This window comes from Auritidibacter ignavus (assembly GCF_029853775.1).
Classification (GTDB): Bacteria; Actinomycetota; Actinomycetes; order Actinomycetales; family Micrococcaceae; genus Auritidibacter; species Auritidibacter ignavus.
Window position 1 is genome coordinate 1,182,128 of sequence record NZ_CP122564.1, and the last position, 23,931, is coordinate 1,206,058.

22 protein-coding genes, 1 tRNA gene and 3 pseudogenes are annotated in these 23,931 nt (G+C 58.2%); 7 read left to right on the top strand and 19 right to left on the bottom strand.

The features are described 5' to 3' along the window. Nucleotides 1-14: 14 nt before the first annotated feature. The 10 genes from QDX22_RS05340 to QDX22_RS05380 all read right to left on the bottom strand — a co-directional run bounded on the left by QDX22_RS05340 (nt 15) and on the right by QDX22_RS05380 (nt 9,747). Nucleotides 15-1,607: an ABC transporter permease gene (locus QDX22_RS05340; protein WP_110110409.1), complete on the bottom strand. Its 1,593-nt coding sequence runs from the start codon at nt 1,605-1,607 to the stop codon at nt 15-17. A gap of 76 nt (nt 1,608-1,683) precedes the next feature. Continuing rightward, nucleotides 1,684-2,709 carry an ABC transporter substrate-binding protein gene (locus tag QDX22_RS05345; RefSeq protein ID WP_279674141.1) on the bottom strand — a complete coding sequence of 342 codons (1,026 nt, stop codon included), beginning with the start codon at nt 2,707-2,709 and terminating at the stop codon, nt 1,684-1,686. Between the two features lie 52 nt (nt 2,710-2,761). Next, entirely contained in the window at nt 2,762-3,616 is an 855-nt protein-coding gene (locus QDX22_RS05350) for a metallophosphoesterase (protein ID WP_158524597.1), read from the bottom strand. Nucleotides 3,617-3,751: 135 nt separating this feature from the next. After that, entirely contained in the window at nt 3,752-4,351 is a 600-nt protein-coding gene (locus tag QDX22_RS12085; RefSeq protein ID WP_425248475.1) for a tyrosine-protein phosphatase, read from the bottom strand. Between the two features lie 183 nt (nt 4,352-4,534). Next, on the bottom strand, nt 4,535-5,458 hold the full coding sequence (locus QDX22_RS05355) for a MurR/RpiR family transcriptional regulator (protein WP_110110379.1): 924 nt from the start codon (nt 5,456-5,458) through the stop codon (nt 4,535-4,537). 53 nt (nt 5,459-5,511) lie between these two features. Then, nucleotides 5,512-6,492 (bottom strand): ribose-phosphate diphosphokinase, encoded by a 981-nt coding sequence (locus QDX22_RS05360; RefSeq protein WP_110098809.1) that lies wholly within the window; start codon nt 6,490-6,492, stop codon nt 5,512-5,514. A 155-nt stretch (nt 6,493-6,647) separates the two neighbouring features. Next, entirely contained in the window at nt 6,648-8,138 is a 1,491-nt protein-coding gene (glmU, locus tag QDX22_RS05365) for a bifunctional UDP-N-acetylglucosamine diphosphorylase/glucosamine-1-phosphate N-acetyltransferase GlmU (protein ID WP_199446218.1), read from the bottom strand. Nucleotides 8,139-8,197: 59 nt separating this feature from the next. Further along, nucleotides 8,198-8,269, bottom strand: a tRNA-Gln gene (locus QDX22_RS05370). A 48-nt stretch (nt 8,270-8,317) separates the two neighbouring features. Then, nucleotides 8,318-9,013, bottom strand: a complete 696-nt coding sequence (locus QDX22_RS05375) for a metal-dependent transcriptional regulator (RefSeq protein WP_110098811.1) — start codon at nt 9,011-9,013, stop codon at nt 8,318-8,320. A 278-nt stretch (nt 9,014-9,291) separates the two neighbouring features. Continuing rightward, entirely contained in the window at nt 9,292-9,747 is a 456-nt protein-coding gene (locus tag QDX22_RS05380; protein WP_279718119.1) for a hypothetical protein, read from the bottom strand. Between the two features lie 34 nt (nt 9,748-9,781). On the opposite strand from QDX22_RS05380, the gene purF reads away from it, so the two are divergent. Beyond that, a complete protein-coding gene (gene purF / locus QDX22_RS05385; RefSeq protein ID WP_279718120.1) occupies nt 9,782-11,242 on the top strand; it encodes an amidophosphoribosyltransferase in 1,461 nt (486 codons plus the stop codon). Between the two features lie 18 nt (nt 11,243-11,260). Here the strand turns inward: purF and QDX22_RS05390 are convergent, their stop codons facing one another. Beyond that, complete coding sequence (locus tag QDX22_RS05390) at nt 11,261-11,920, bottom strand: DNA-3-methyladenine glycosylase I (protein WP_122549503.1); 660 nt, start codon at nt 11,918-11,920, stop codon at nt 11,261-11,263. A 155-nt stretch (nt 11,921-12,075) separates the two neighbouring features. Between QDX22_RS05390 and QDX22_RS05395 the strand changes: the two genes are divergently transcribed. Together QDX22_RS05395 and QDX22_RS05400 are read left to right on the top strand one after the other, a co-directional pair. Next, nucleotides 12,076-12,852, top strand: a complete 777-nt coding sequence (locus tag QDX22_RS05395; RefSeq protein ID WP_122549502.1) for an alpha/beta fold hydrolase — start codon at nt 12,076-12,078, stop codon at nt 12,850-12,852. A gap of 69 nt (nt 12,853-12,921) precedes the next feature. Next, complete coding sequence (locus QDX22_RS05400) at nt 12,922-13,842, top strand: LysR family transcriptional regulator (protein ID WP_243857622.1); 921 nt, start codon at nt 12,922-12,924, stop codon at nt 13,840-13,842. A 7-nt stretch (nt 13,843-13,849) separates the two neighbouring features. Here QDX22_RS05400 and QDX22_RS05405 read toward each other — a convergent pair whose 3' ends face one another. After that, nucleotides 13,850-14,089, bottom strand: coding sequence for an ABC transporter C-terminal domain-containing protein (locus QDX22_RS05405; RefSeq protein ID WP_122549500.1), 240 nt, complete (start codon nt 14,087-14,089; stop codon nt 13,850-13,852). Here QDX22_RS05405 and QDX22_RS05410 point away from each other — a divergent pair. Further along, nucleotides 14,033-14,584, top strand: a pseudogene (locus QDX22_RS05410) (IS3 family transposase); the annotation flags it as partial. The gene QDX22_RS05405 and the pseudogene QDX22_RS05410 sit on opposite strands and share 57 nt — an antisense overlap. Before the next feature lie 18 nt (nt 14,585-14,602). Here QDX22_RS05410 and QDX22_RS05415 read toward each other — a convergent pair. Together QDX22_RS05415 and QDX22_RS05420 are read right to left on the bottom strand one after the other, a co-directional pair. Beyond that, nucleotides 14,603-15,484, bottom strand: coding sequence for an IS3 family transposase (locus QDX22_RS05415; RefSeq protein WP_158278494.1), 882 nt, complete (start codon nt 15,482-15,484; stop codon nt 14,603-14,605). Beyond that, nucleotides 15,454-15,738 (bottom strand): transposase, encoded by a 285-nt coding sequence (locus tag QDX22_RS05420; RefSeq protein ID WP_110111033.1) that lies wholly within the window; start codon nt 15,736-15,738, stop codon nt 15,454-15,456. Before QDX22_RS05420 ends, QDX22_RS05415 begins: the two co-directional genes overlap by 31 nt. 154 nt (nt 15,739-15,892) lie before the next feature. On the opposite strand from QDX22_RS05420, the pseudogene mobF reads away from it, so the two are divergent. From mobF to QDX22_RS05435, 3 genes and pseudogenes are all read left to right on the top strand, one after another. Further along, nucleotides 15,893-17,101 (top strand): annotated as a pseudogene (gene mobF / locus QDX22_RS05425) (MobF family relaxase); the annotation flags it as partial. A 165-nt stretch (nt 17,102-17,266) separates the two neighbouring features. After that, the gene (locus QDX22_RS05430; RefSeq protein ID WP_244924693.1) at nt 17,267-18,241 is read left to right on the top strand and encodes an AAA family ATPase; all 975 of its coding nucleotides are present in this window, start codon (nt 17,267-17,269) and stop codon (nt 18,239-18,241) included. Nucleotides 18,242-18,274: 33 nt separating this feature from the next. Further along, a complete protein-coding gene (locus QDX22_RS05435; protein WP_279718121.1) occupies nt 18,275-19,243 on the top strand; it encodes a hypothetical protein in 969 nt (322 codons plus the stop codon). A gap of 131 nt (nt 19,244-19,374) precedes the next feature. Here the strand turns inward: QDX22_RS05435 and QDX22_RS05440 are convergent, their stop codons facing one another. The 5 genes and pseudogenes from QDX22_RS05440 to QDX22_RS05460 form a co-directional block, all read right to left on the bottom strand. Further along, on the bottom strand, nt 19,375-20,163 hold the full coding sequence (locus QDX22_RS05440) for a helix-turn-helix domain-containing protein (RefSeq protein WP_341849189.1): 789 nt from the start codon (nt 20,161-20,163) through the stop codon (nt 19,375-19,377). Next, complete coding sequence (locus QDX22_RS05445) at nt 20,126-20,914, bottom strand: class I SAM-dependent DNA methyltransferase (protein ID WP_279718123.1); 789 nt, start codon at nt 20,912-20,914, stop codon at nt 20,126-20,128. The genes QDX22_RS05440 and QDX22_RS05445 overlap by 38 nt, the downstream gene beginning before the upstream one ends. A gap of 12 nt (nt 20,915-20,926) precedes the next feature. Continuing rightward, nucleotides 20,927-21,742, bottom strand: coding sequence for a class I SAM-dependent methyltransferase (locus QDX22_RS05450; protein WP_110101396.1), 816 nt, complete (start codon nt 21,740-21,742; stop codon nt 20,927-20,929). Beyond that, entirely contained in the window at nt 21,742-22,380 is a 639-nt protein-coding gene (locus tag QDX22_RS05455) for a flavoprotein (RefSeq protein ID WP_110123192.1), read from the bottom strand. The genes QDX22_RS05450 and QDX22_RS05455 overlap by 1 nt, the downstream gene beginning before the upstream one ends. Before the next feature lie 160 nt (nt 22,381-22,540). After that, nucleotides 22,541-23,850, bottom strand: a pseudogene (locus tag QDX22_RS05460) (ISL3 family transposase). Nucleotides 23,851-23,931 lie beyond the last annotated feature (81 nt).

Genomic DNA, 23,931 nt, shown 5'->3' on the forward strand with positions numbered 1-23,931 from the left:
AAGAACGACAGACATCAGCTGGCACGACGGGAGCCCAACCACCCGGCAAAGGACAGCCCGATCATGCCGACCAGAGCAACCACCACCGCCAGCGCAGAGGCCGCGTTGTAGTTACCGGCTTGTTGCAGGTTGAATATGGTGACACCCAGCGTTTGCGATCCCGGTGCGACCAGCAGAATGGAAATGGTGAGTTCTCGGACTGCAGTGAAGAATACAACGATGATGCCGGTGATCACCGCGGGAGTCACCATTCTGGCAGTGATGTCCAGCACCGCTCGGGCATGAGTAGCTCCCGAAATCTGAGCTGATTCTTCCAAAGAGGACGAAATGGTGGCCAACGGTGCGCGGACCTGCTGGACAACGAGGGCTATGAAAGCCATGACATACGCGCCGAGAATCACCCACGGGGTATTGAAGATCTTGAGCATCGGGGCAATGAGCAACCATCCCACCGCGATCACCAGTCCGGGCAAGGCCTGAGGCAACGTTGCGAGCACGTCGATCGCAGGGTTGAGTCGGGATCGAGATCTGGTCAGCACGATCCCAACCAACAACCCCAGCACCCCACAAATCACGGCCGCGGAACCGGCCAACATCAGCGAATTCTGGAGGCCCTGAACGGCCCCGCGGGAGGTGAGAGCGGAACCAAAATTGTCAAACGTCAGGTTCTCCCAGATCAAGGGGACTCCCGGGGCCGGCAGTAGAGCTTGCACGCTCAGCGCAACCATAGGGACGATACAGATAAGCACGATCCATGCCCACAGTGTCGCGCTGAGCAGGTATTGCATGCCCCGGCCTGGATGGGCTTTCTGCGCTACGGCTGTATCGGATAGCTGTGAGGCTGTCGGCATGCGACGTTGCGCGAGGATGGTTACGAGCGCGACGACCAGAAGCACCATTCCGATCGCCGAGGCTGCTGGAAGAGGATTCGAAATGGTTGCCGAGGCGAGGTAGCGGTATACCAGCGTGGTGAGCGTGGTATAACCCTCCGGCAGACCAATCAAAGCGGGGATACCAAAGTCGGAAAGATTCGCCACCAAGGTGAGGATCAAGGCGGCAACGATCCCAGGTCGCATCAGTGGCAGAGTCACGGTGGTCATGACCTTGAACGTCGAGGCACCTGAGATTCTTGCGGCTTCCTCAAGGTTGCCGGGGACCCGACGCAACGCCGTCGAGACCACGAGAAAAGCCGTGGGATAGGAGTGAATGGTGAGTAGGAGGATCACGCCGGATCCACCGAAGATGCTGAGATTCGCCTCGAGACCCATCTGTTCCAAGATCCGGTTGACAGGACCGTTGACCCCTAAGAGCGCCATCCATGCCATCGCGCCGATGAAGGGCGGAATCAAAAAGGGAATAAGCAACAACCAACGAATGAGTTGGGCGCCGGGGATGATCAACCGGTCTAAGACTATGGCGAAGATCACCCCCAGCGTGGTCGCGATCATCGCGGAGATGGTAGCTGAGACCACCGAATTCGTGAGCGCTTCTAGCACCGCGGGGTCGGAAAAAACCGTCAAAGCTGTGGGATCAATTCCCACCTTGATCAGCGCAACCAGCGGAACAACAACAATGAGTACCAGGGCCAGAACAACTGCCCATCGCATGATGAACAAGCCATCGGCACGTCCTGTGCGAGTTCTCGGAGCCACGTTACCCGCGGTGCTAGCCAGCTGACTCACCTTACTTCAGCAATCCATTGAAATAGGACACGGCTTCATCCTGTTCAGCCGCAATTTCTTCCAAATCAGGATCCATCAGATTAAGATCTGCCAGCTCCGGAGCCCCCTCAGGAACCCCCACGTCATCACGAACCGGAAGGTAGGACTGTTCAGCAGCCATCTGCTGTCCGTCTTCGGAAATCAAGAAATCCACGAACTGATTAGCCAGTTCCTGGTTGTCACTATCAGCAAACACACCCGCCGGCTGTGACACATAAGGTGCGCCATCTTCCGGGTATACGACTTTTACCTGCGAACCTTGATCAGCCAGGTCGCGAATGACGTAATCCACCACGATGCCAAGGCCGGTGGTCCCTTCACCCACGGCCTGTCCTACGGGACCATTGGATTCCAAGATGGTGGGATCATTGGCGACCAAGTCCTCGAGCCATTGATCTCCTAGCTCATCACTCGAACGCCAAACCGCCGTGTTGAATGCGGCGGCACCAGATACGTCCGGGTTGGGCATCGCTATTTGACCTTCATAGTCCGAATTGGTGAGGTCCTGCCATAAGCTCGGTTCATCCTCTTCGGAAATAACGTCTGTATTGACAGCAATAATGGTCGGAATGAGTCGGGTCCCGACCCAGTAGTTGTCTTCATCGACGTAGGAGTCATCAAGCGAATCGGTGTTCTCCAAATTCAGCTCGGCAAGATCACCTTCTGCGGCGTAATCTTCGAAAGTGGGCACATCCGCTGCCAAAATGACATCGGCTTGAATCTCGCCGGTTTCTTTTTCGCTGGCCACACGAGTCTTCAGCTCACCCGTGCCAGCACGGAACACGTCAATTTCTGCGTCGGGATTAACCTCCGCAAAGGCATCAATGATCTCGTCGATTTTCTCTTGCGGTTCTGAGGTGTAAACGGTCAGGGTGTTATCCCCAGAGTCAGACTCGTTCATCTGTTCCTGCGCTTCATCAGCGCAGGAGCTCAAGGCAAGAGCAGGAATGAGAACAAGCGGAGCGAGCAGTTTGGTGGTTTTTTTCATGGTTTCCTCCTCAACGTTTGTCGGTGAACAGTGGTTTCGGGTTGGTCAGGGTTTAGGGGGACGAGGGAGAAGCCTCCAGAGTGAAAACCACTCTGGATGGTTCTGAACAGGGAAGAAGGCTGCTCACGATATCCGGGGGCCCTGGGGGTTCTCGTTCAACGCGAACGAATCCAAAGACCGCCCGCGCCAGGATTGTTTCTCCGGGGGCTAGGGGGTCGTTGCTATAGGAGATTCCGGGAGCAACGCTGACCGGGATTCCGGCAAAGCTGCCGTATTGATTCAGGTGGTAATGTCCGCTCAGGATCAGACAAACCCGCGAACCGGTCATAATCTCTGCGAGCCGCCGGCGAGAGTCAGAATCCAGGAGACCGCGGTGACGCAGGCCGGCGATCATCCCCGGTACCGGCGGATGGTGCAGAACTAAAACAATGTCCTCGGTGCCGTCTTGGCGGATGTGGTGTTCTAGCCAATCCAATGAGGTGGTCTCAAGCCAACCGTGTGGGTGGCCATAACCATGGGTATTGAGCCCGATGAGTCGCAGACCGGGTACCGCGATGATGCTATTGCTTGCATCGTGGGGATCAGTATGGCTGGTGTCAGGATCGTGAAAACGAGCATCGATCGCCCCCGGTTCATCGTGGTTACCTGGAACGACAAGGATCGGACAGCCCAAGCGCCTTCGTTGCTCGGTAAGAAAACCAGCGACTTCAGCGTAGGCATCATGGCCACGCTGGCATAGGTCGCCACTGATTACCACGGCATCCGGTAAACCAGCGTCACCGCGGGCGAGGGCCTCGAATGTTTGACGCAGTTGCCCCCAGGGGTCGATTGAGCCACCATACAGGGTCTGCTGGTTTTCGGTCAGGTGCGGGTCGGTTAAGTGAGCTATGTGCCATGAGTCTGCCATCTCAGGCCCCCTTCGGCTCTCGCCTCGCATGCAGATGCTCAGCCAGTACGCGTTGCTCAGGAAGGCTGAAACCAACGCAGTCAAGAAAACGCGCGACTGAACCGTAACGATGGTCTAGGTGTTCCAGTAAGTGCCTCATCGCTGAGGCGGGGCTGAGGGTATGCAATCTGAGGGCCTGAGAGAATTCTTCAGACGAGGTATCCCATTGACTCGACATCTCGGTAGCGACTTGTGCGTGGTAACTGTCCGGTAGCTCGTCAGCACTGCGGGCATAATCGGCAACAATGATGTCCCGGTGATTCCTGCCACCGAAAGAACCAGCGCTGCCACAAGTCCCGTGCGGTCCTTTCCGGCAGTGCAGTGAATGAGTACGCCATCATCGAGCGCCATTGTGACAGCTTTTAACACGCAGACGAGTTGAGCACCGCGTTGGGTGATGAGTCTGGAATAGACCTGCAAAATGGGCTCGTCTCTGGGAACTGGTCCCCGATAGAGCGGAATATTGATATAGCCAACGTGCTCTGGCAGTGTGTCCGGGCGCTGAAGGATCTCTTCTGGCTCACGCAGGTCGATCACGGTCCCAATCCCATCGACGGCGCACAATTCGGGAGCGGAGAGTTGAAGTTTCCCCGGAACCGACGAGCGGTAAATCTTAGCGGGGCCCTTGGCTGTGCTGGTCACTCCGGGAAGAGGGCGCAGGTTATGAATACTGTTGGGATCGCCCCACGGTGCCATCTCGCCCTCCTCACGGTATATTTCTCAACGAGGCCCACACATTTCATCGTTACTTTATCGATGAAACGGTGTTACACCCCAGTAGAACGAGCGAAGATAAATACACCGTGAACGGGTCGCGACAACGGTTTAACAATCTCAGCTAACCGATGTGACGATTGTTACCACGTGAGATTTTTTCGATTAATCCTCGACCTCAGAGATGTCAGGTTCGAGCGCGTCGGACAGTAGCGGACCCAGTTTTTCTGAAGGTCCCATGTGAGGTTCGGCATCGTGAAACACGAGACGCTGAGCGGCGAGACCTAAGATGTTGAGCACCAAGGTGTGGGAAATTCTGGACACCAGCACTTCCTGGTCGTCGTTTCGGCTTCCAGCAGTCAACGTCAGGTCTGCTTGTTGAGCCAGAGGAGAAATCCCAGAGCTCGTAATAGCGATAATGAGTGCCCCCGCAGTTTGGGCGGCTCGCACGGAGTCGAGAGTGTGTTTATTGGCTCCCGAGTAGCTCACCGCAATACAGACATCCCGCTCAGAGAGCATCCGAGCAGTAAATTGTTGCCCCAGGACATCGACGGGGGCCACGGCGGTTAAGCCTGACATGGTGTAGCGTAGCGCGGCCTCTTGGGCCGGAATTGCTGAACCTCCGGTGCCGACTAACAGAATGGTCTTCGCCGACGCCACCGCAGTGACCGCCTGCTCCATGACCTCGCTGGCAAGCATTCGCTCAGTCAGGGCGATTTCGCTCTGGGCAGCAGCAAAAACATCTCGACTCAACAACTGCAACGCGGACAGCTGCACGGCACCGCTGACCTGCCCCTGGGCAGTGGCCACCTGCGACTGGTCAGCTTGGGCGAGAAGAGACCGAGAGATCTCATCCTTCAGCCTCTGAAAGCCTGAATAGCCCAAATTCTGTGCGGCTCGCACGACGGTAGCCGCCGATGTTTGAGCGCGAGCAGCCAGATCGGTGGCAGATAGATCAGGTATCTGTTCGAATGCCTCGATGACTGCCACGATGACTTTACGTTCCGCCGGGCCCAGATAGGTCGCGTCAGTTTTCAGACGCTCTATCAGCGATCTGGGTGTCTGCGCAGGCGAGTGTGGGACCATCATGGACTCGACAAAGTAACGAGGGCCGGCCAGTGTGATCGGCCAATCGCCAGTTCTTAGGCGTTGCCGTCGAACAGGCTGGTGACAGAACCGTCTTCGAAGACTTCCTTGATGGCCCGGGCTATCAGTGGAGCGATGGAAAGCACGGTGAGGTTCTCGAACTTTTTGGCCGCCGGAATCGGTAAGGTATTGGTAACCACCACTTCACGGGCCCCGCACTCGGCTAACCGCTGGGCGGCAGGATCGGAGAAGACCGGGTGAGTAGCGGCAATAATGACATCTTTCGCCCCGGCTTCTTTCAGCACTCGCACCGCACCGGCGATGGTGCCACCGGTATCGATCATGTCGTCGATCAGCACACAGGTGCGACCCTCGATCTTCCCGACCACGGTTTTCGACTCAGCTTTGTTCGGAGTGGTCAGGTCACGGGTCTTGTGTACGAAAGCCAGCGGGACACCGCCCAGCCGATCGGCCCACTGCTCGGCCACCCGCACGCGTCCCGTATCCGGAGAGACCACCGTAACCTCGGAGTCGCCAACCTTGCCACGAATGTAATCGGCCAGGATGGGCACTGCGAACAGGTGATCCACCGGTCCATCGAAGAACCCCTGAATCTGAGCGGTGTGCAAGTCCACCGACATAATGCGGTCGGCACCAGCGGCCTTATAGAGATCAGCGACCAGGCGTCCGGAAATAGGTTCGCGTCCACGCCCCTTTTTGTCCTGACGCGCGTACGGGTAGAAGGGCGAGACCACGGTGATCCGTCGTGCTGAGGCACGCTTCATCGCATCGACGAGCAAGAGCTGCTCCATCAGCCAGTTGTTTAACGGTGCTGGGTGCGCCTGGATGACGAAACAGTCTTTACCACGCACCGATTCGCCGGGGCGAACGTAAATCTCCCCGTTGGCAAAGTCGTAGGCTGACAGCGAGAGAAGCTCAGTACCCAAGGCCTCGGCAATTTCATCGGCCAACTGGGGATGCGCCCGGCCCGAAGCCAGGACCAGCTTCTTATTTTCGTGATGACTAATCTCGCTCAACGATCGACTCCCTCGACAGAAATGTGCGTGCGATAGTTCTTGCAAACTACACTATGTAGTTTTTGTCCTCAACGGCAGGCCTGAGAGGTTCTTGTCTTCCCGTCGCCGTTGTGGAAGTTGTGTTGTGGCTCGTCATCACAGCGAGATGCTAGTGACTAGTTCGCGGACCGGTCGCCATCGGTGTGTTCAGATGCTTCTCCAGCGGCTTCTGCGGCTCGAGCGGCAGCCGTACCGGGACGCTTGGTGATGGTCCAATTCTCAATGGTGCGCTGAGAAACCTGGTTGATGGCCAGGGCCCCAGCGGGCACATTGTCTCGTACCACAGCGCCCGCACCCGTGTAGGCGCCATCGCCGATTTCTACCGGAGCAGTAAAGACGGTATTAGATCCAGTGCGCACCTCGGAACCGATCACGGTGCGATGCTTATTGACCCCGTCATAGTTTGCGGTGATATTGCCACATCCAATATTGGTGTTCTCTCCAATCTCGGCGTCGCCGGCATACCCCAGGTGGGAGAGTTTAGACCCAGCGCCTACGGTGACATTCTTGGTTTCATAAAAGGCACCGATTTTGCCGTTTTCTCCCAGGACGGTACCGGGGCGCAGATAGGTGAATGGTCCCACTTTAGCTCCCGCAGCAATCATTGCCTCGGTCCCATCGGTACGCTTGACGGTCGCGTGCTGACCGACATGGACATCGGTCAGCGTGGTGTCTGGGCCAATGGTGGCGCCGGGAGCAATCCGAGTAGAGCCGTGGAGCTGGGTTCCCGGCTTAATGGTGACGTCGGCGGCCAGCTCAACCTCGATGTCAATCCAGGTGGTGGCCGGGTCAACGATGGTCACGCCCTGACGCATCCAAAAATCAGTGATCCGACGATTCAGTTCGGCGCCCAAGGCTGCCAGCTGACGACGGTCGTTCGCGCCTTCAACCTCCCACACATCGGTGGTGACCCAACTGGCGACCCGGCCGCCCTCGGCGCGGGCCAGGCTAAGCACATCCGTCAAGTACTTCTCACCCTGAGCGTTATCGGTGGAGACCTCGGCCAGCGTACGAGCCAGCACTTGAGCGTCGAAAGCATAGATCCCAGAGTTGATCTCGAGGATGTTCACCAGCGAGTCATCGCCGGTTTCCTCGGCATGACGTAGCGCGTCCTTGTGCTCGACGATGCGCTCCACAAGGCCCTGGTCATCGCGGACGATACGACCGTATCCGGTGGGGTCGGAGACCTCTGCGGTCAGCACGGTCACGGCGTTACCCTGGTCATGGTGACAGGCCACCAGCGTGCTCAGGGTTTGCGGGGTCAGCAGCGGGACGTCACCGTAGGTGACTACCACGGTTCCGGTTGTGTCGGCCGGTAGCGCCTGGAGCCCTTGTTCCACGGCCCGACCGGTGCCCGGAATCTCGTCCTGGTCGGCGATAACAACCTCGGGCACGAGTTCTTGCAGGTGTGCCACCACACGATCGCGTTCGTGACGCACTACCGCCACGAGATGTTCAGGGTTGAGGCTCTGAGCTGCGTGAAGCGCGTGGCCAACGAGTGAGCGCCCGCCGATTTGATGCAGGATTTTCGGAGTAGAAGATTTCATTCGAGTGCCCTGGCCGGCCGCCAGAACGATCACGGCTACTGGAGCGGGAGGCTGAGTCACCTGGTCACTTCCTTTGGTCATCGGCACAGAGTGAGATGAAGGCTAAAATCGCTCTCCAGTTCCGCCACTAGGATTCGAACCTAGACCGCGCAGCTTCAAAGGCTGGCGTGCTGCCGTTACACCATGGCGGATCACGAACACCCCAAACATTGTGCCATACTTCCGGCCGTGAGTCGGAATCAGGACGTTTCAGGCGAGGACAAACGGTACACCCAAATGCTATTCGTGGCGTCAACTCCCAGCCAGACCGGCTCGGTAGATGCCTCGCCGACTGAGACGGCCATCGAGCCCGAATAAGGCGCCGACGGCACAATCGTGAGTTCCACTCCGGGGTGTAGTCCCTGGCGGGCGAAAAACTGTAGCATCGCCGGATCCGCATCTGAGATGCGCTCAATACGGGCCCGGTCTCCTATGTGTAACACGGACAAGCAGTCGAGCTCGGGGGCGTCAATACTGCCATCCCTGCGCGGGATGGGATCACCGTGCGGATCACGGGTCGGGAATCCGAGGTGTTGGTCAATGCGATCGATCATCATGTCCGAGACCGCGTGCTCGAGCGCGTCGGCTTCTTCGTGAACCTCATCCCATCGGTATCCCAGTGTTTCGACCAGAAAGGCCTCGATCAGCCGGTGGCGACGCACCATGTCGATGGCATAGCCCGTTCCTTCGGCTGTGAGTTCCACTGAACCATAGGGCTGGTGGATCACGAGTTGTTGGTCAGCCAACTTCCGGACCGCATCCGATGCGGAGGATAACCGCACCCCGATTTTTTCCGCGAGAACTTTGGCCGTCACGGGATCTTCAGAGTATTCCTGCAACGTCCAGATGGCTTTGAGGTAGTTCTGTGTAGAGGCCGTAAGATCGGTGACCGACATAACCTTTAGGTTATCAAAGCTCCCCCGGTCACCGACTGGCTCCGGATCATCCGCCTCTCGGTCAGCCCCTTCCAGTCGCCGGTGAGTTTTTCGCTTTGTCCATCGGCTGTAAAACCGTGGCGGGCATAGACATCTCGGGTGTCCTGATCTTCAGCGAGGACCCACACCAACGCTGGACGTCCGGCTAAGACCGTTTCTCATAAGGTGGATCGCACCCTGAACCGGGGGCTGTCGGTGTCTTGGTCCGGCCGTTCACGCTGTTCCCAGACGGGGTGAACCTAAAGCATACCCATCTGAATCCCCACCCCGGTCTCGGCATCCTCAGGTAACACCGGAGTAGCTCCCGCCACTGCTATAATCCCAGAGGTCTCGGAAAAATCTTTGGGCCCGGTCTCTGCAATGACCAGATCGGCCTCGGCAGCCAAGCCACGCTGAGACCAGGCCACGTCCTGGTCTAGTCGTTCTTCCAGCCGGGTGAAGAACCGCTCGTCGCCCAACCCGGCATATACCTTTACCTTGCGATTGGCTAGGTTCCGCATCCGCAACGCCGGAAGAGCATCGGGGTGCTGGGCAGTTCGGACCGCCAGGTCTGCCGGGTGGTCCTTGTGGTGGTTGTGAATCATCGGGGCGACACGTTCTGTCTGCTGTGCTGTCTGTGCATCGGCTGGTGCTGGTAGTCCCGCTGTCTTCAAGTACACCGTCGGTACCGAATAGTGATTTAATGGTTCGGTCATCTGCCGTATACCCATGTAGAGGGAGCTCACCGTCGTGTGTGGAATTGTCGGTCTCGTTTCGACCAGCCCGGTTAACCAGAGTATCTATGACTCATTGTTGCTGTTGCAACATCGCGGTCAAGACTCCACCGGTATCTCAACCTACGATGAACACTCCACTTTCCACACCGTCAAACACCGCGGGCATGTGCGCGAATCCTTCCGGACCCGGGATATGCGTACTTTGCTGGGCAATGTGGGGTTGGGGCATGTCCGCTACGCCACCAGTGGTTCGGCCAGCAATGAAGATGAGGTGCAACCTTTTTACGTCAATGCCCCGTACGGCATTACCCTGGTGCACAACGGTAATATCACCAACACACGCGAACTAACCAAAGAGCTCTTCCACGTTGACCGCCGGCATCTGAACTCCTCCTCGGACACCGAAATTTTGCTGAATGTTCTGGCTAACGCTCTGCAAAACTCGCTGGTTGGTAAAGAGCCCACTGAAGATGACCTGTTCCAAGCTGTCTCCACCGTCCATCAGCGTGTCAACGGCACCTATGCAGCGATTGCCTTGATAGCCGGTTATGGCTTGCTGGCATTCCGTGACCCCTTCGGCATTCGCCCACTGGTCTTGGGCCGTCGGTTTGATGACAACGGGGACCCCGAATGGGTGGTGGCCTCCGAGTCTCTGGTTTTGGCCTCCGGTGGATATGAGTTGGTCCGAGACGTCGCTCCAGGTGAGGCCATTTTCATTTCCGATAGTGGAAAGCTCTTCACCCGGCAGTGCGCAGAGAACCCACGTCTGGTTCCGGATGCCTTCGAGTACGTGTACTTAGCACGTCCGGACTCGACCCTGGACGGGATCTCGGTCTATCAAGCACGGTTGCGCATGGGCGAGACCCTAGCCGCCAAGGTTCGCGCCACTTTGGATCTGGGCGATATTGATGTGGTGATGCCTATCCCAGATTCCGGGCGTCCCACCGCCATGGAACTGGCCCGTTCCCTTAACCTGCCTTACCGCGAAGGTTTCTATAAGAACCGCTATGTGGGTCGTACCTTCATCATGCCTGGCCAGAAGGTTCGAAAGAAGTCAGTGCGTCAGAAACTCAATGCGCTACCCGAAGAATTTCAGGGCAAATCGGTACTGCTGGTCGATGACTCCATCGTGCGCGGAACCACCTCCAAACAGATTGTCCAGATGGCCCGGGATGCCGGGGCACGCAAAGTGATCTTCGCGTCGGCGGCGCCGGCGATCCGCTACGCCAACGTGTACGGTATCAATATGCCCACCCGAGGCGAATTGGTTGCGGCAAACCGCACCGAAGACGAAGTAGCCCAAGTCATTGGGGCTGACCGGCTGGTCTACCAAGAAGTGGATGCCATGGTGGAGGCCGTCACTACTGGATCTCACGTCACCAATTTGGAGCTGTCGTGCTTTACGGGCCACTACACCACCGGCGATGTCACCGAGGAATACCTCAGCTGGATTGAGGCCACCCGAGAGTCTTAGCACTATCCCTGCCCCAGGTCACCCGGTTTCGTCCCATGGCCTTTTCATCCGGTTCCCTTGGGAATCAAAAAGACCGGAGACCCCGCGCCGGAACGAACCCAGCAGATGGGTATCGACCATCCCAATAGCCTCCATCATCGCGAACATATTGGTGGGCCCCACAAACCGGAAACCGGATTTCTTCAGCGCGCGAGCCAGCGCTACCGATTCAGCTGACTGTGTGGGCACCTCATCGCTGGTGCGTGGCATGGGCGTCGTCTCTGGATGAAACGACCACACCAACTGCACCAGCCCGCCTTTATCGCGCAGCGCACGCGTCGCCACAGCGTTGGCAATGGTTGCCCGAATTTTCCCCCGGTGCCGAATAATCCCATCAAGGCGTACCAAACTCTCCACCGTATCCTCGTCGAAGGTCGCGACCTCATCGGGGTCGAACTGGCAGAAGGCTTTGCGAAAGGCGGGGCGTTTAGTCAAAATGGTGCGCCAAGATAGGCCGGTTTGGAAGACTTCTAAGCTGATCCGCTCAAAAAGCCCAGCTTCATCCGTGATGGGGACACCCCATTCGTTGTCGTAGTAATCCTGCATCAGCTGGCTACTCATCGCCCACGGGCTTCGGGCGGTGCCGTGACCATCGACGATGACGCCTCTGCCCTGTCCTAGAGAGGTGCTGTCATCCATACGTTCAGTGTGCCTGAAAACACCACCCCAAAAGCAAACATGAGGTAAATTTCTTCAAACCGTGGTGTTACAGTATGTACACCGGTCCGAAAACCGACTGTCCATTTTGTAAGGATCTTGCATAGCCCAACCCTCGAGAACGAAGAAGAGTTGCCATGACTGCCACAGTTGATGAGTTCATTCATCAGTACCCCGGAGAGTCTCACCCCGTGGTGCTCTTGCACGGTTTACTCACCTCCGCGAAGTACTGGAATCCGGCGCGCAGACGACTAACCGCTGCCGGCTACCGTGTGGCGACTGTTGATCTGTTGGGCTTTGGACGCGCAGCTCGTGTTCCAGCTGCAAGCTACGATTACAACGAGCACGTTGAGCACGTGAAAAATGCGTTGCTGTCGATCAGTGGTGGCCAGCCTGTCGTTCTGGTGGGACACTCCCTTGGTGGCCTGATTGCTCTCAAGTTAGCTCGCAAGTACCCCAGCCTCGTTTCCGAACTCGTCATGTTCAATGCGCCACTTTTCCGAGACTCCCATGAGGCCAAGGCCAGCATCGAACAGACCAACAAGCTGTATAAATTCCTGATGACCTCGCGCTTCCGCTCCGTCGGCTGGGGCGCGGCTCATTTACTGGGTTTCCATGTCTGGGGACGTCACAGCACTCGAGCGCGGGAAGGCGCACTGCGGCGGGTGATTTTTCGAGGCAAAGGGATTCACCACCTGGAACAGATCACCGTCCCCACCACGGTCATCACCGGCGCTGCCGACCGTGCGGAGTACCTGAACAATTTGCAACAGGCATCGCTGCCGCCGAATGTGCGAGTCATCGTTGCCCCAACCGGACACCATCTGCCTGCCCAGGCACCACACTATGTTACCTGGACGATGGATTTACTCTCCGGTGGGCTTCGTCCGGAGCACACCGTTCCCGCTGTGTAGCTCGTTCCCCCCGTATATTAGATAAGGAAATATTGATACGCAGACCGTACTAATATCTCGCGGGGGAACATGATGGAAGTCCAGCAGGCCAAAGAATTCCTGGCGGTCGCCCGGGAACTGCACTTTGGTCGTGCTGCGAAATCCCTCCGCATGGCCCAGCCGCCTCTCTCGCGGGCGATTCAGCAGCTAGAACGTGAACTCGGTGCAACTCTTTTTGAGCGCACCACACGGACGGTGTCTCTGACTCCAGCCGGTGAAGCCTTATTGGAGCCCGCTCAGCATCTCATTGCCGCCTCGAATCAAGCTCGTCAAACGGTAAAGGACACCATAAGTGGAGCGGCCGGTTACGTGCGGATTGGATTTGCCGGTGCATCGGTCAATACCCAGGTTGCACGGTTAGCCAAAGCCTTGCGAACAGAACGCGCTGGGTTACGCCTAGAGTACAACTCAGCTCAGTTCTCTCACCAGGCGTTGCAATCAGTGATGGACCACAGCGTCGATCTGGCCATCGGGCGATGGGATTTCCTCCCGGCAGAAATAAGTTCCCACCTGATGGGGCTTGAAGAAGTCATTGTGGCCTTACCAGCGTCCCACCGCTTGGCTGGTCGCCCCGCGGTCAATCTCAGAGAACTCGCTCACGAGAATTGGATTTCTCTGCCTTCCGGGTTTGGGGCCGCCCTACCCAACCGCTTCAATGCTCTGGCCAATACCGCCGGATTCGTTCCTCGCGTCACACAGACCGCACCTGATTCCTGGACCTTGGTGGTCCTCGTGGCCGTGGGGATGGGGTGTGGTATCACCCTGGATTCCATAGCTACCAATGTGCCCCACGAAAACGTGAGCTTCGCCAGAATTCAGGACATCTCCCAACCTCCGCTGGAGGTGCGAATGATCTGGCGACGTCACGATAACAACCCCGCCCTGCATGCAGTCGTAGATTTGGCCCAACGGATCTTTCCCAGCCCACCAACCCAGCCGGACGGAACTTAAAAGCTAGTTAGCTCTCTACCGCGTCGAGCAACTCCAGCCAACGGGATTCCTTGGTATCAATCTCTTCGCGGAGCCCGGAAGCTTGGACAGTCAGGTCCGCAAGCCCTTCGAAATCTGTCTGGTCGTGAGCGGCCATTTTTTCTTCTAGCTCAGTGAGTTCGGTGTTGAGTTTCTCCAGTTTGCGCTCAATCGAGCCAAGGTCCGCCAGCGTAGGCCATATGTTTCCTACAGCGGGACGTTCAGCCACATTGCTGAAAACACACTTGACCGCAAGTTCACCCCAACTAAGCCAAACACCGTCTTTGTCAGCGACGTCACCGAGTTCAGGGTCGCAGGCCGCAAGGTCTACCTGTCACCGGTGATGGATCTGTTCGACCGTTCAATCGTTGCCCACACAGTGGCTACATCGCCGTCGACAGCGTTTACCGCCGATTCTTTAACTCAGATGATTAAAACGTGTGCGCCTGAACCTGGGTGGATGATGCACACCGATCAAGGTTTCCAGTACCAGCATTCGTCCTGGCGCAACCTAATTCATGACAACGGTGGCGCTCAGTCGATGTCGCGTAAAGCCAACTGTTACGACAACGCGGTCATGGAGAATTTCTTCGGGCACTTGAAAACCGAGATGTACCACGGAGAAGTCTTCGACACCGTCACAGAGTTCAACCAGGCAATCGACGAGTACATCCAGTGGTACAACACCGAACGCATCCAACAACGACTCAAGGGGGTGGCCTAAGAATTAGGTCCACTTGGTTTAAGCGTTGACCGTGTTTTCTTGTCTCCATTGTTCCGCATACTGCCGCGGGCTGAGGTAGCCCAGTGATGAGTGCGGATGGAAGTCATTGTAGCGCCGTGACCATTGGGCCACGAGTAGGCGGGCATGGTCGAGATTTTCGATACTGTTATCTTCCAAGAGTTCGTCTCGCATCCGGTTATGGAACGACTCAACGAACCCGTTATGCCAGGGCTGGCCTGGCGGGATGAACGCTTGGATCGTCTCATCCTCGGCCGCCCAAGCCTCGAGGGCGTGGGCGATGAACTCAGGCCCGTTATCCATCCGGATCACCCTAGGGCGTCCTCTGTGCTCCAGACAAGCCACGTCAAGGAGTTCGATCACCGAGCCCGCATCAATCTTTTTATCGACCGCGAAGGCGAGGTGTTCGCGGGTGTATTCATCAATAATGTTGCAGATCTTGATTGTCTTGCCGTGCCATGTTGAATCGAACTGGAAGTCCAGTGCCCACACCTCGTTCGGGTACTGGCCGGACCGAACATCGCGCTGGACGTGTCCATTGAGGCGTTTACGCTTCTTGCGAGGCAACACGCGCAGACCCTCTTCACGCCACATCCTGCGGAAAGTTTCCCGGCATATCCCATACCCCTCAGCCAAGGCGTTCCTCCAGGCACGCCGGTGTCCCCACCGGCGGTGATCACGCGCGAACTCGTGCATCCACTCGCGCAGGTCTGCGTACTTATCAGGTTTGCTTTCACGGGTCCTAGCGCGCCGGTAAGCGCTACGGGAGAGCCCAACAATCTGGCAGGCATATCTTTGGGAGTAGCCCAGCCCGACCAGATGCCAGACGGCATCATGGCGGCGAGCTGGGCTTAGAAGTTTCCCTGCGATAATTCTTTCCACGCAGCCTTCTCCAGCTCTGCCTGACCAAGGAGACGCTTCAAGCGCGTGTTTTCCTCGCGCAATCGCTGGAGCTCTTTCGCCTCGCTCTTCGTCATCGACCCATAGGTAGCCTGCCACCTGTTCAACGTGGCTTCGCTAATCCCCAACGCGGTCAGGATCTGAGCTGTCGTTGATCCCGATTCCTTCAACTCCCGCGCCTCATCGAGCTTACGAACAATCTGCTCGGGAGTATGCTTGCTGAACTTCTTCACCATTCATCCATTCTCCCCACCCACAGGCGGGGCATCAATGGACAACACTCAAGTCACCTGGACCTAAAAACCTAGGGCACTCCATCAAGGGCCTGACCCCGATGCAATATCGAAACCAGACCCTTGAGCCTTTAACCGCCTAGAATTAAACCAGTCCAACTTTCGGGGGCTAGTTCAGCACGGCGTGCACCCGGTGACCGGCGCGAAACTCGGCCACGCCTACCCGACCCTGCGCCCACCGCATGAGCGGATTGCTGACCGGGTTGCCAAGCTCAGCCCGGACATGCCGGCTGCGCAACGTGAGGTCGCGATCCAGGACATCCGCGACGAAGAGATTGCACGCAAGCCTCGTGCAGCGATTGCAGGTTTCGACCTGACCTTCTCGCCACCGAAGTCCCTGAGCAGCCTCTGGGGTGTTGCGGACGCGCCGACGCAAGAACTGCTGGCACAAGCCCATCACGCCGCGATGCGCGATACCGTCGCCTTGCTCGAAGGGCGGGTGGCCTCGACCCGGGTCGGCAAGGGCGGGATCGCGAGGATGCCGATCACCGGGATCATCGCCACCGCCTTCGACCACTACGACTCGAGAGCCGCCGACCCGCAGCTGCACACGCACCTGGTCGTCTCGAACAAGGTCCAAGGCGAGGACGGGAAGTGGCGGAGCCTGGATTCGCGGCGGCTGCACAAGGCCACCGTCGCGCTGTCGGCCAACTACAACGCCTACCTCATCGACCACACCGCCGACCTGCTCGGCCTGACCTGGGCACCCGTCGACCGAGGTAAGGACCGGAACACCGGCTGGGAGATCACCAGCATCCCGCCTGAGTTGATCGCGGAGTTCTCCCGCCGCACCACCGGCAGCGTCGGTGTGGAGGGTATCGAGCAGGCGAAGAACCGGCTCATCCGTGACTACCGGGACGCCCACGGGCACGCACCCAGCCCGGACACGATCGCTCGGTTGCGCCAGCAAGCCACCTTGGAGGCCCGGCCCGAGAAGGAGTTGCATTCGTTGGCTGAGCTCACCGCGGACTGGCGGGAGCGTGCAACCCAGCTGCTGGGCACCGATGCAACCACCTGGGCACAAGACGTGTTCGCCCGCGCACCGGAAGCACCTCGGTTGCGTGCCGAAGACCTCGGCGCGCAACAGGTCGAGGACCTGGCATCGGTCGTGGTGATGACGGTCGCGGATCGGCGCTCGACCTGGACGCGGTGGAACTTGCACGCCGAAGCCATGCGCCAGCTCATGTCCACCCGCTTCACCACCCCGGCCGAACGCATCGCAGTGCTGGATCAGATCGTGGCTGTTGCTGAAGCGCAGTCGCTGCGCCTGACGCCCGAGTATGACCGTGCGGTGCCGGGGCACTAGGTCGATCAGAGCGGGAACCGTTTCCAGACTGGCGATCAGGTCGCCTATTCCAGCCAGGAAATTCTCGACGCCGAACACCGCCTCCTGGAGCACTCCGAGGACACATCCGCGCCGCGACTGCCATCTCGGATGGTGGCCCGGCACGTCTCCCGGAAGATCCAGGGCGTGAGGCTGGCCGAGGATCAGGCCGCCGCCGTCACCCGCATCGCTCGTTCTGGGCGGGGCCTGGACCTGCTGGTCGGCCCGGCCGGTGCGGGGAAGACCACCGCGCTGCGCGGCCTGCACCGTGCCTGGACCGCCCGCCACGGGCAGGACTCCGTGATCGGTTTGGCACCCTCGGCGGCGGCGGCCGAAGTTCTCGGCGAATCGCTGGGCGTCCGCGCCGAGAACACCGCCAAATTCCTCTACGAACACGAGAGAGGCCGCTGGGACTTCCAGCCCGGACAGCTGATCCTGCTCGATGAGGCCAGCCTCGCCGGAAGGCTCACGTTGGATCGGATCGCCGAGCACGCGAGGCAGGCCGGGGCGAAGCTGGTGCTCGTCGGCGATCCGGCCCAGCTCAGTTCCGTGGAAACCGGCGGGGCGTTCGGGATGCTGGTGCGCCACCGTGCTGCCCCGCCGACGCTGACCGATGCGCGCCGGTTCGTCCACGAGTGGGAGAAAACGGCCAGCCTCGGCCTGCGCCGCGGCAAGACCGCCGTGCTTGAAGACTACGAGAACCACGGCCGGCTCACTGATGGGAGCATCGAGCGGATGCTCGATGCCGCCTACAACGCCTGGCAACATGACCGCGACGAAGGGCTGGCGACGCTGATGATCGCGGGCAACGTCGAGATGGTCGCCGAGCTGAACACCCGCGCCCGCAAAGACCTCATCATCGCCGGGCACGTCGAGCGCGACGGGACCGGACTGCATGACGGCACCACTGCCGGGGTAGGGGACCTGGTGGTGACCAGGCGCAACGACCGACAACTGAGTCTCGGCCGGTCCTGGGTGAAGAACGGCGACCGCCGGGCCGTCACCCGACGGCTCGAGAACTGGGCGCTGGCCGTGCGCCGCCTCGGACCCGGAGACCACCCTGCCGGGGCTGAGCTGATCCTGCCGGCGGAGTACGTTGCCGAGGACGTCGAACTCGGCTAGGCCACCACCGTCCACCGGGCCCAGGGGGCCAGCGTGGATACCGTGCACGCCCTGGTCGATCCGGAGACCGCGTCCCGGGAGCTGTTCTACGTCGCGATGACCCCCGGCAAGCAGAACAACAGCGCCCATGTGATCCAACCGGACCCGCACGATGTCGAGACCCACCTGGAGCCCCCGGAGCCGCTGACCCGAATCGGGCAGCTGCACCGCGTGCTGGCCCGCAGCGACGCGGACCTCTCGGCCACCGAGACCTTGAAGCAGGAACTCGACCGGCACGCCTCCCTGGACACCCTGCTAGCGGAGTACGACGTGCTGGCCCGAGAGGCACAGGTCGAGCGCGTGGCCAGCTACCTCGATGTCGCCCCGTTCCCGGAAGGGATCGCGGACGAGGTGTTCACGAGCCCGCACTACGAACAGCTCGAGGCTGCGGTGATCCGCCACGAGGCCGCCGGGCACGCACCGACCCGGATCCTTGCTCGTCTCGCTCCGCGCTTGCAGTCGTGGACCGAGGAGAAGGACCCCGCGGCGTGGTTGGCCTCTATGATCGACGCGGTCACCACGCAACTGCCACGTCGCAAGACGAGCACACCCGGGCGGGTGGCGGGGCTGATCCCGCGCCCGACCGGCCCCCTGGATGATGACATGCGAGTCGCCCTGCAGGAGCGGGAAGATCTGATCACTACCGCAGCCGCGGCTTCGCTGGATGAGGCGATAGAGTGCGGGGCCGCCTGGGTGGCCAAGCTCGGGAAACCTGGACCGAGGTCCCGTGAGCGCCAGCGGTGGCGTGGCCTCGCAGTGCGCATCGCGTTGTACCGCCGGCGCTATGACATCCACGAGTCCGCGCCCCTCGGTGATCCGGACACCGTGGCCTCCCCGCAACAGGCAGCCGAACGGCGGATCGCCCAGATCGCGCACTCGCGACTGTGTTCTCAGCCCCAGTCGAGCTCGTCCCCTCAACCAGACCGGAAGCCAGCACAACGGGCACTGCGCTCGAGCCTCTAGGGTGGAATTTGTGTCTGTTCGCGGATACTGAAGACCAAGAAAGGCGCTACCGAATGACCGAGGGAAGAGAGCCCCGGGGAGCTGAGAGCTAGTACGCCCACCCAGGCATACACGCTTTCCTGCCAAGCGGCTCATTGCTCACTGGACAGCCTTGACAGCACCTTCTCTAGAACTCCTCGTTGCGTAGCGTTCAGGCCCTCGAAAAAGACATCGACCAGAAGCCTTGAAGACAACGAATCCACCGTAAAAGCATCTTTTCCGTTACTCTCGGTATGGCAAGTTGCCGTTGCCCTAGCTTCGGCGAGAGAGTCTGTAAGTCGATTAATGAACTCCCGCAAACGTTCCTCACTTGTGCTGGCATCAATTAAAGCGAACTCCTGGTTTATCTCAGAATAGTCACTAGGCGGAGAGGCAACAAAATGCGCGAAAATCTCTAGTTGTTCCGATGGGAAAAGCGCGCCGAGAAGTACGCCAAGTCTAAGTCGATTTGGCCCATCCACACCTTGAGCTGCCATAAAAGCATCTGGGCTAACATCCGCAGGGACGCCGCGCGTGCGCGCAAGGCGAATTTCCTCCCGAATCGCTTGCAACTGTGAAATCTGGGACTCCAGCTCAAAATCAAGGCTATCGATGAGCCGTTCTTCCGAACCCTGTTCGCCCCGCATCATATCAGCAACATTTGATAGGGAAAATCCAAGAGTAGAAAGCCGACGAATACGCAAAAGCGCCACCAAATCCGAAGTTGAGTACTCCCTGTACCCGTTAGGTCTCCGCCTCGGCTCCTGCAACAGGCCTATGTCATGATAATGACGAATTGTTCGACGCGTGACTCCAGATAATTTCGCAATCTCGCTCGTGCTCAGGGACATATTCCAACACTCATTAAATGGTTGAAGGTTCGTATCGAAACACCAGGACATTCATAAATGAGGCAGTCTCAATCAACGGCGATCCCAAATAGTCGCCATAAGCGTCTACTAGATTGAATCCGCACGATTCTGCAACCTCCCGAACTTGCTCAGCAGGGTAAAGGGATATTTCTTCGACAAAGGAGGTAACCTCATCTTTAACTATCCAGTGCTGGTTAATCCTGAACAATCTCTCGGTGGGACGACTGAAGAACTGGACAATGCCCGAGGCTTCGTTCGAATCATTCTGTTCAAAGCTCGACACAACTGACGCCTCAGTAAATAGTGAATCCAACGCCACAGGGTTCTGAAAATCGACAATGAAAAGTCCGGCTGAGTCGAGGTGCCTGGCTGCCGTCTTGAAGATTTCCGTGAGTGCGTTGTCCTCCAGAGACATGCCCAGGGTGTTCCCAAGGCATATAACTGCAGAGTACTGTTCGCTCAAGCATACCGACCTGACATCGTCGATTGTGAACGTAACACCAGCAAGTTCCGGTTTGGACCGAGCTTGAGCGATCATCTCCGGAGAAATATCCACTCCATGAAGTCGATACCGAGTCAATACCTCGTCCCGCTGCAAGGAACGGGCAATTCTAGAGAGAACCCGACCCGCGCCTACCCCAAGGTCGAGAATACTTGTTCGCTCTGGTCCAATGGTGCTAAGCAACCATTCGGCCGCCTCGTCGGGAAAGCTATCAGGTGCGGTAACTTCGTCATAGAAGCTGGCCGTGAGCTGACCATTAGAAATTACGTGATCAATCATTGTGTTGGCCTTTCAACTAGCCGGGAAACTATCGACCGAACGCTTAACAGCACTGATCTGTGCAACGGGCGCAGAAAGGCCCGGTTGCAGAGGGGCTGGATTGGATATCTCGAATTGCTCGACATAGAATCCAGCACTCTCCAGCTCGACTCGAATAGTGGCTTCGTTCAGTAGCGCCAGTTGGTGACTTGCTAGAATTCGTGAGGTTGGTGCATCCGCGGCATCGACCTCGGCCAGAAAGTAAGTGGTTTGAACAGCATTTTCCACATCGCGAAATACCCCAGACAAGACGTATCCCCGTTCACCACTCAAAAGCGGTAGCCCTATAACGTCTTCCGAATCAGCCTCAGGAGGCAATGGCATATCAAAAACTAAACGACCGCCTTGCTTCAGATGACTCCATATGTGGTGAAACAAGTGAAACCGTTCCGAGTCGTTCAGAAACATAGCCACGGACATCTGACCGGTTACAACAGAATCGTATTCGGCCGAACCAGGAAAATCGAAAACGTCACCGAGAATTCTTCTGACCCGCGCGCCACTCGTGTTCTTTCCTGCTGTCATATCGGGAGATACCTCAACTGCGGTGCACTCATGCCCGTCTTCAGCAAGACCCTCCGCAATACGACCTGTACCGCTAAAAAGATCGAGAACACGTAACTTCTGCTTCCTGCCGATCGCTTTACGATACCACTGAATATCAGAATCAATGAGAGAAGTGTACTCTGCATAAAAGCGGGCGAAGTAGCCCTTATAGAGGCTAGATCTTACGACCCCCGGGACATACGCAACGATCTCCCGAAAAGGTGAGTGCAGTGGCTTGTTCATTAGGATTCCTTCTGAGTATTTGGGTCAGTTTCCAAGGTCTTGCTCATTAATCGCACCACACTGGAAATATCGGCCGGGCCACCAAACTCGCCGGTACGAGTAGCGGCGGTAACCGCTGCTGATGGTTCATGTACCCAATACCCAGACTCCTTGAGGAGCGAGATGTTCCGAACCATCGAGGGTGCCTTCCAGATCTTTTCGGGTACAGAGGGCACCAAGACAACTGGTGACGGCGACACGGCACATGTCATCAGTGCCATGCTGTCTGTCATCGAGTGCGCCAGCTTGCTTAAGAAGTTGGAAGTAGCAGGATATACTAGAACGAGATCGGCCCAAGCGGACAAGGCGCGATGCATGACCGCTGGCGACGAGGCGCCTCCGTCCTGAACAGCTACCGAATGACCGGAAATTGCGGCGATAGCGCGCGTGGAGACCAACGCAGTAGCAGAGTGCGTGAGCACAACCCGGATTGACATCTGTGGATACCATGTTCGTAGGACATTAACCCAACTGGGCAAGAAGGTAACTGAGATTGCGCCCGTTCCGACAATAAGCAACTGCCCACGTTGCAAATTGAGTGCAACAGGGGGTTTAGCATGATTTTGTGGATCAAAGGATGTCATCTTACCCCTTTCCATGGTAATCCTACTTCAGCTGGGTTCTTAGCTACCTTCACAATTGCTGGCCAGAAGATATCAACGGTCTCAGCTGGAGCCATTGGTGCTGATAGACGTCTTTGGACATGGGCCGAGAAGGCCAGCAGGGTGGAATAAAGCAGAAGGTTAGGGTATTTCGGGCTCATCGTAATTGAGAGTGTAGAACTGGTCTGAAGCCGCCGGACTCGAGCAGACATCTCGCGATGTAGTGCGTGAGGTTGCGGAAGCCGAGTGCTGAGCCCCGTAGGTGTTCGAGCCTGCCATTGATCGCTTCGGTAGGCCCGTTCGACGTTCCCGGTCGGGTGAAGAACGCCAGGATATCAGCAGCTCGACGCTTCAGAGTCTGTCCTAACCGTTTGAGTTCGGCCAGTCCTGTCGGCAGATTCGTCGTCAGATCGTCGATGACTGTTTGTAAGAGCTTCTTGCCCTCGTTGCCGTCGTTGGTTCGGTAAGCGCGCACAATGTCTTGATAGACGGCCCAGGTGACTTCGACGGCGGTGAAGTTGGCGTCGGCGAAGAGGTCTACGATCCGCTCCTGCTGTTTGGCCGTGAGCAGATCAGCACCGGTGTGCAGAGTCCTGCGCGCTCGATACAACGGGTCTGTTGCTCGTCCGCGATGCCCGGTGGTTTCCTGCTGAATGCGGCGGCGTACCTCGTCGAGGGCATCACCGGCGAGTTTGACGACGTGGAACGGGTCCATGACTTCGACAGCCTCGGGCAGTTCCTCAACGGAGGCTGTTTTGAAGCCGGAGAATCCGTCCATCGCGACGACGTCGATGCCATCACGCCAGTCTTTCGGTCGGGCTTTCAACCATTGCTTGAACACCTGTTTCGATCGTCCGGGCACCATGTCGAGCAGGCGTGCCGGGCCTGCTTTCTGGCTGATGGGAGTAAGGTCGATGATGACGGTGACGTACTTGTCACCGCGCCTGGTGTGCCGCCAGACGTGTTCGTCGACACCAATGACGCTGACCCCGTCGAACCGGGTCGGGTCGTCGATCAGCAGTCGATGTCCCTGCGCGAGGATCGCGGAGTTCGCGGTGTGCCAGGATACGGCGAGTTTGCCTGCGATCACGGACACGGTGTCGTGGTCGATGACGAGGGCACGCAGCGCCCAGTCGAGGCCGGTTCGCGAGATCTTCGCTCGTGGTGGCGCCGCAGCAGTGGTGTTCTGACGCCATACGCGGCCGCATTCGACGCATTTGTACCGGCGGAGGCGAATGTGAAGCGTGGTGGCCGGTGGCCGAAGGGTTCGTGGGCGAGGCGGCGGACGACGGTGTCGCGGACGATCCCGTGTCCGCCACACCGTCGGCACCAGTCATCGGCAGTGTTGGGCTGGCATTCCAGAATGGCTTTGTGCCCGGTGATGTGCTGGCCAATGCACGTGAGGTCAAGGGAGTCGAGCCGGCAGAACGTCGTGAGATCAGGAGATGAGAAAGTAAGCTTGGACACGTCGAGGTCTTTCGGATGGACTGTGTAAGAACTTCCATCATCGGAAGACCTCGACGTCTATCCGGGCAGCGCCACGCCGTG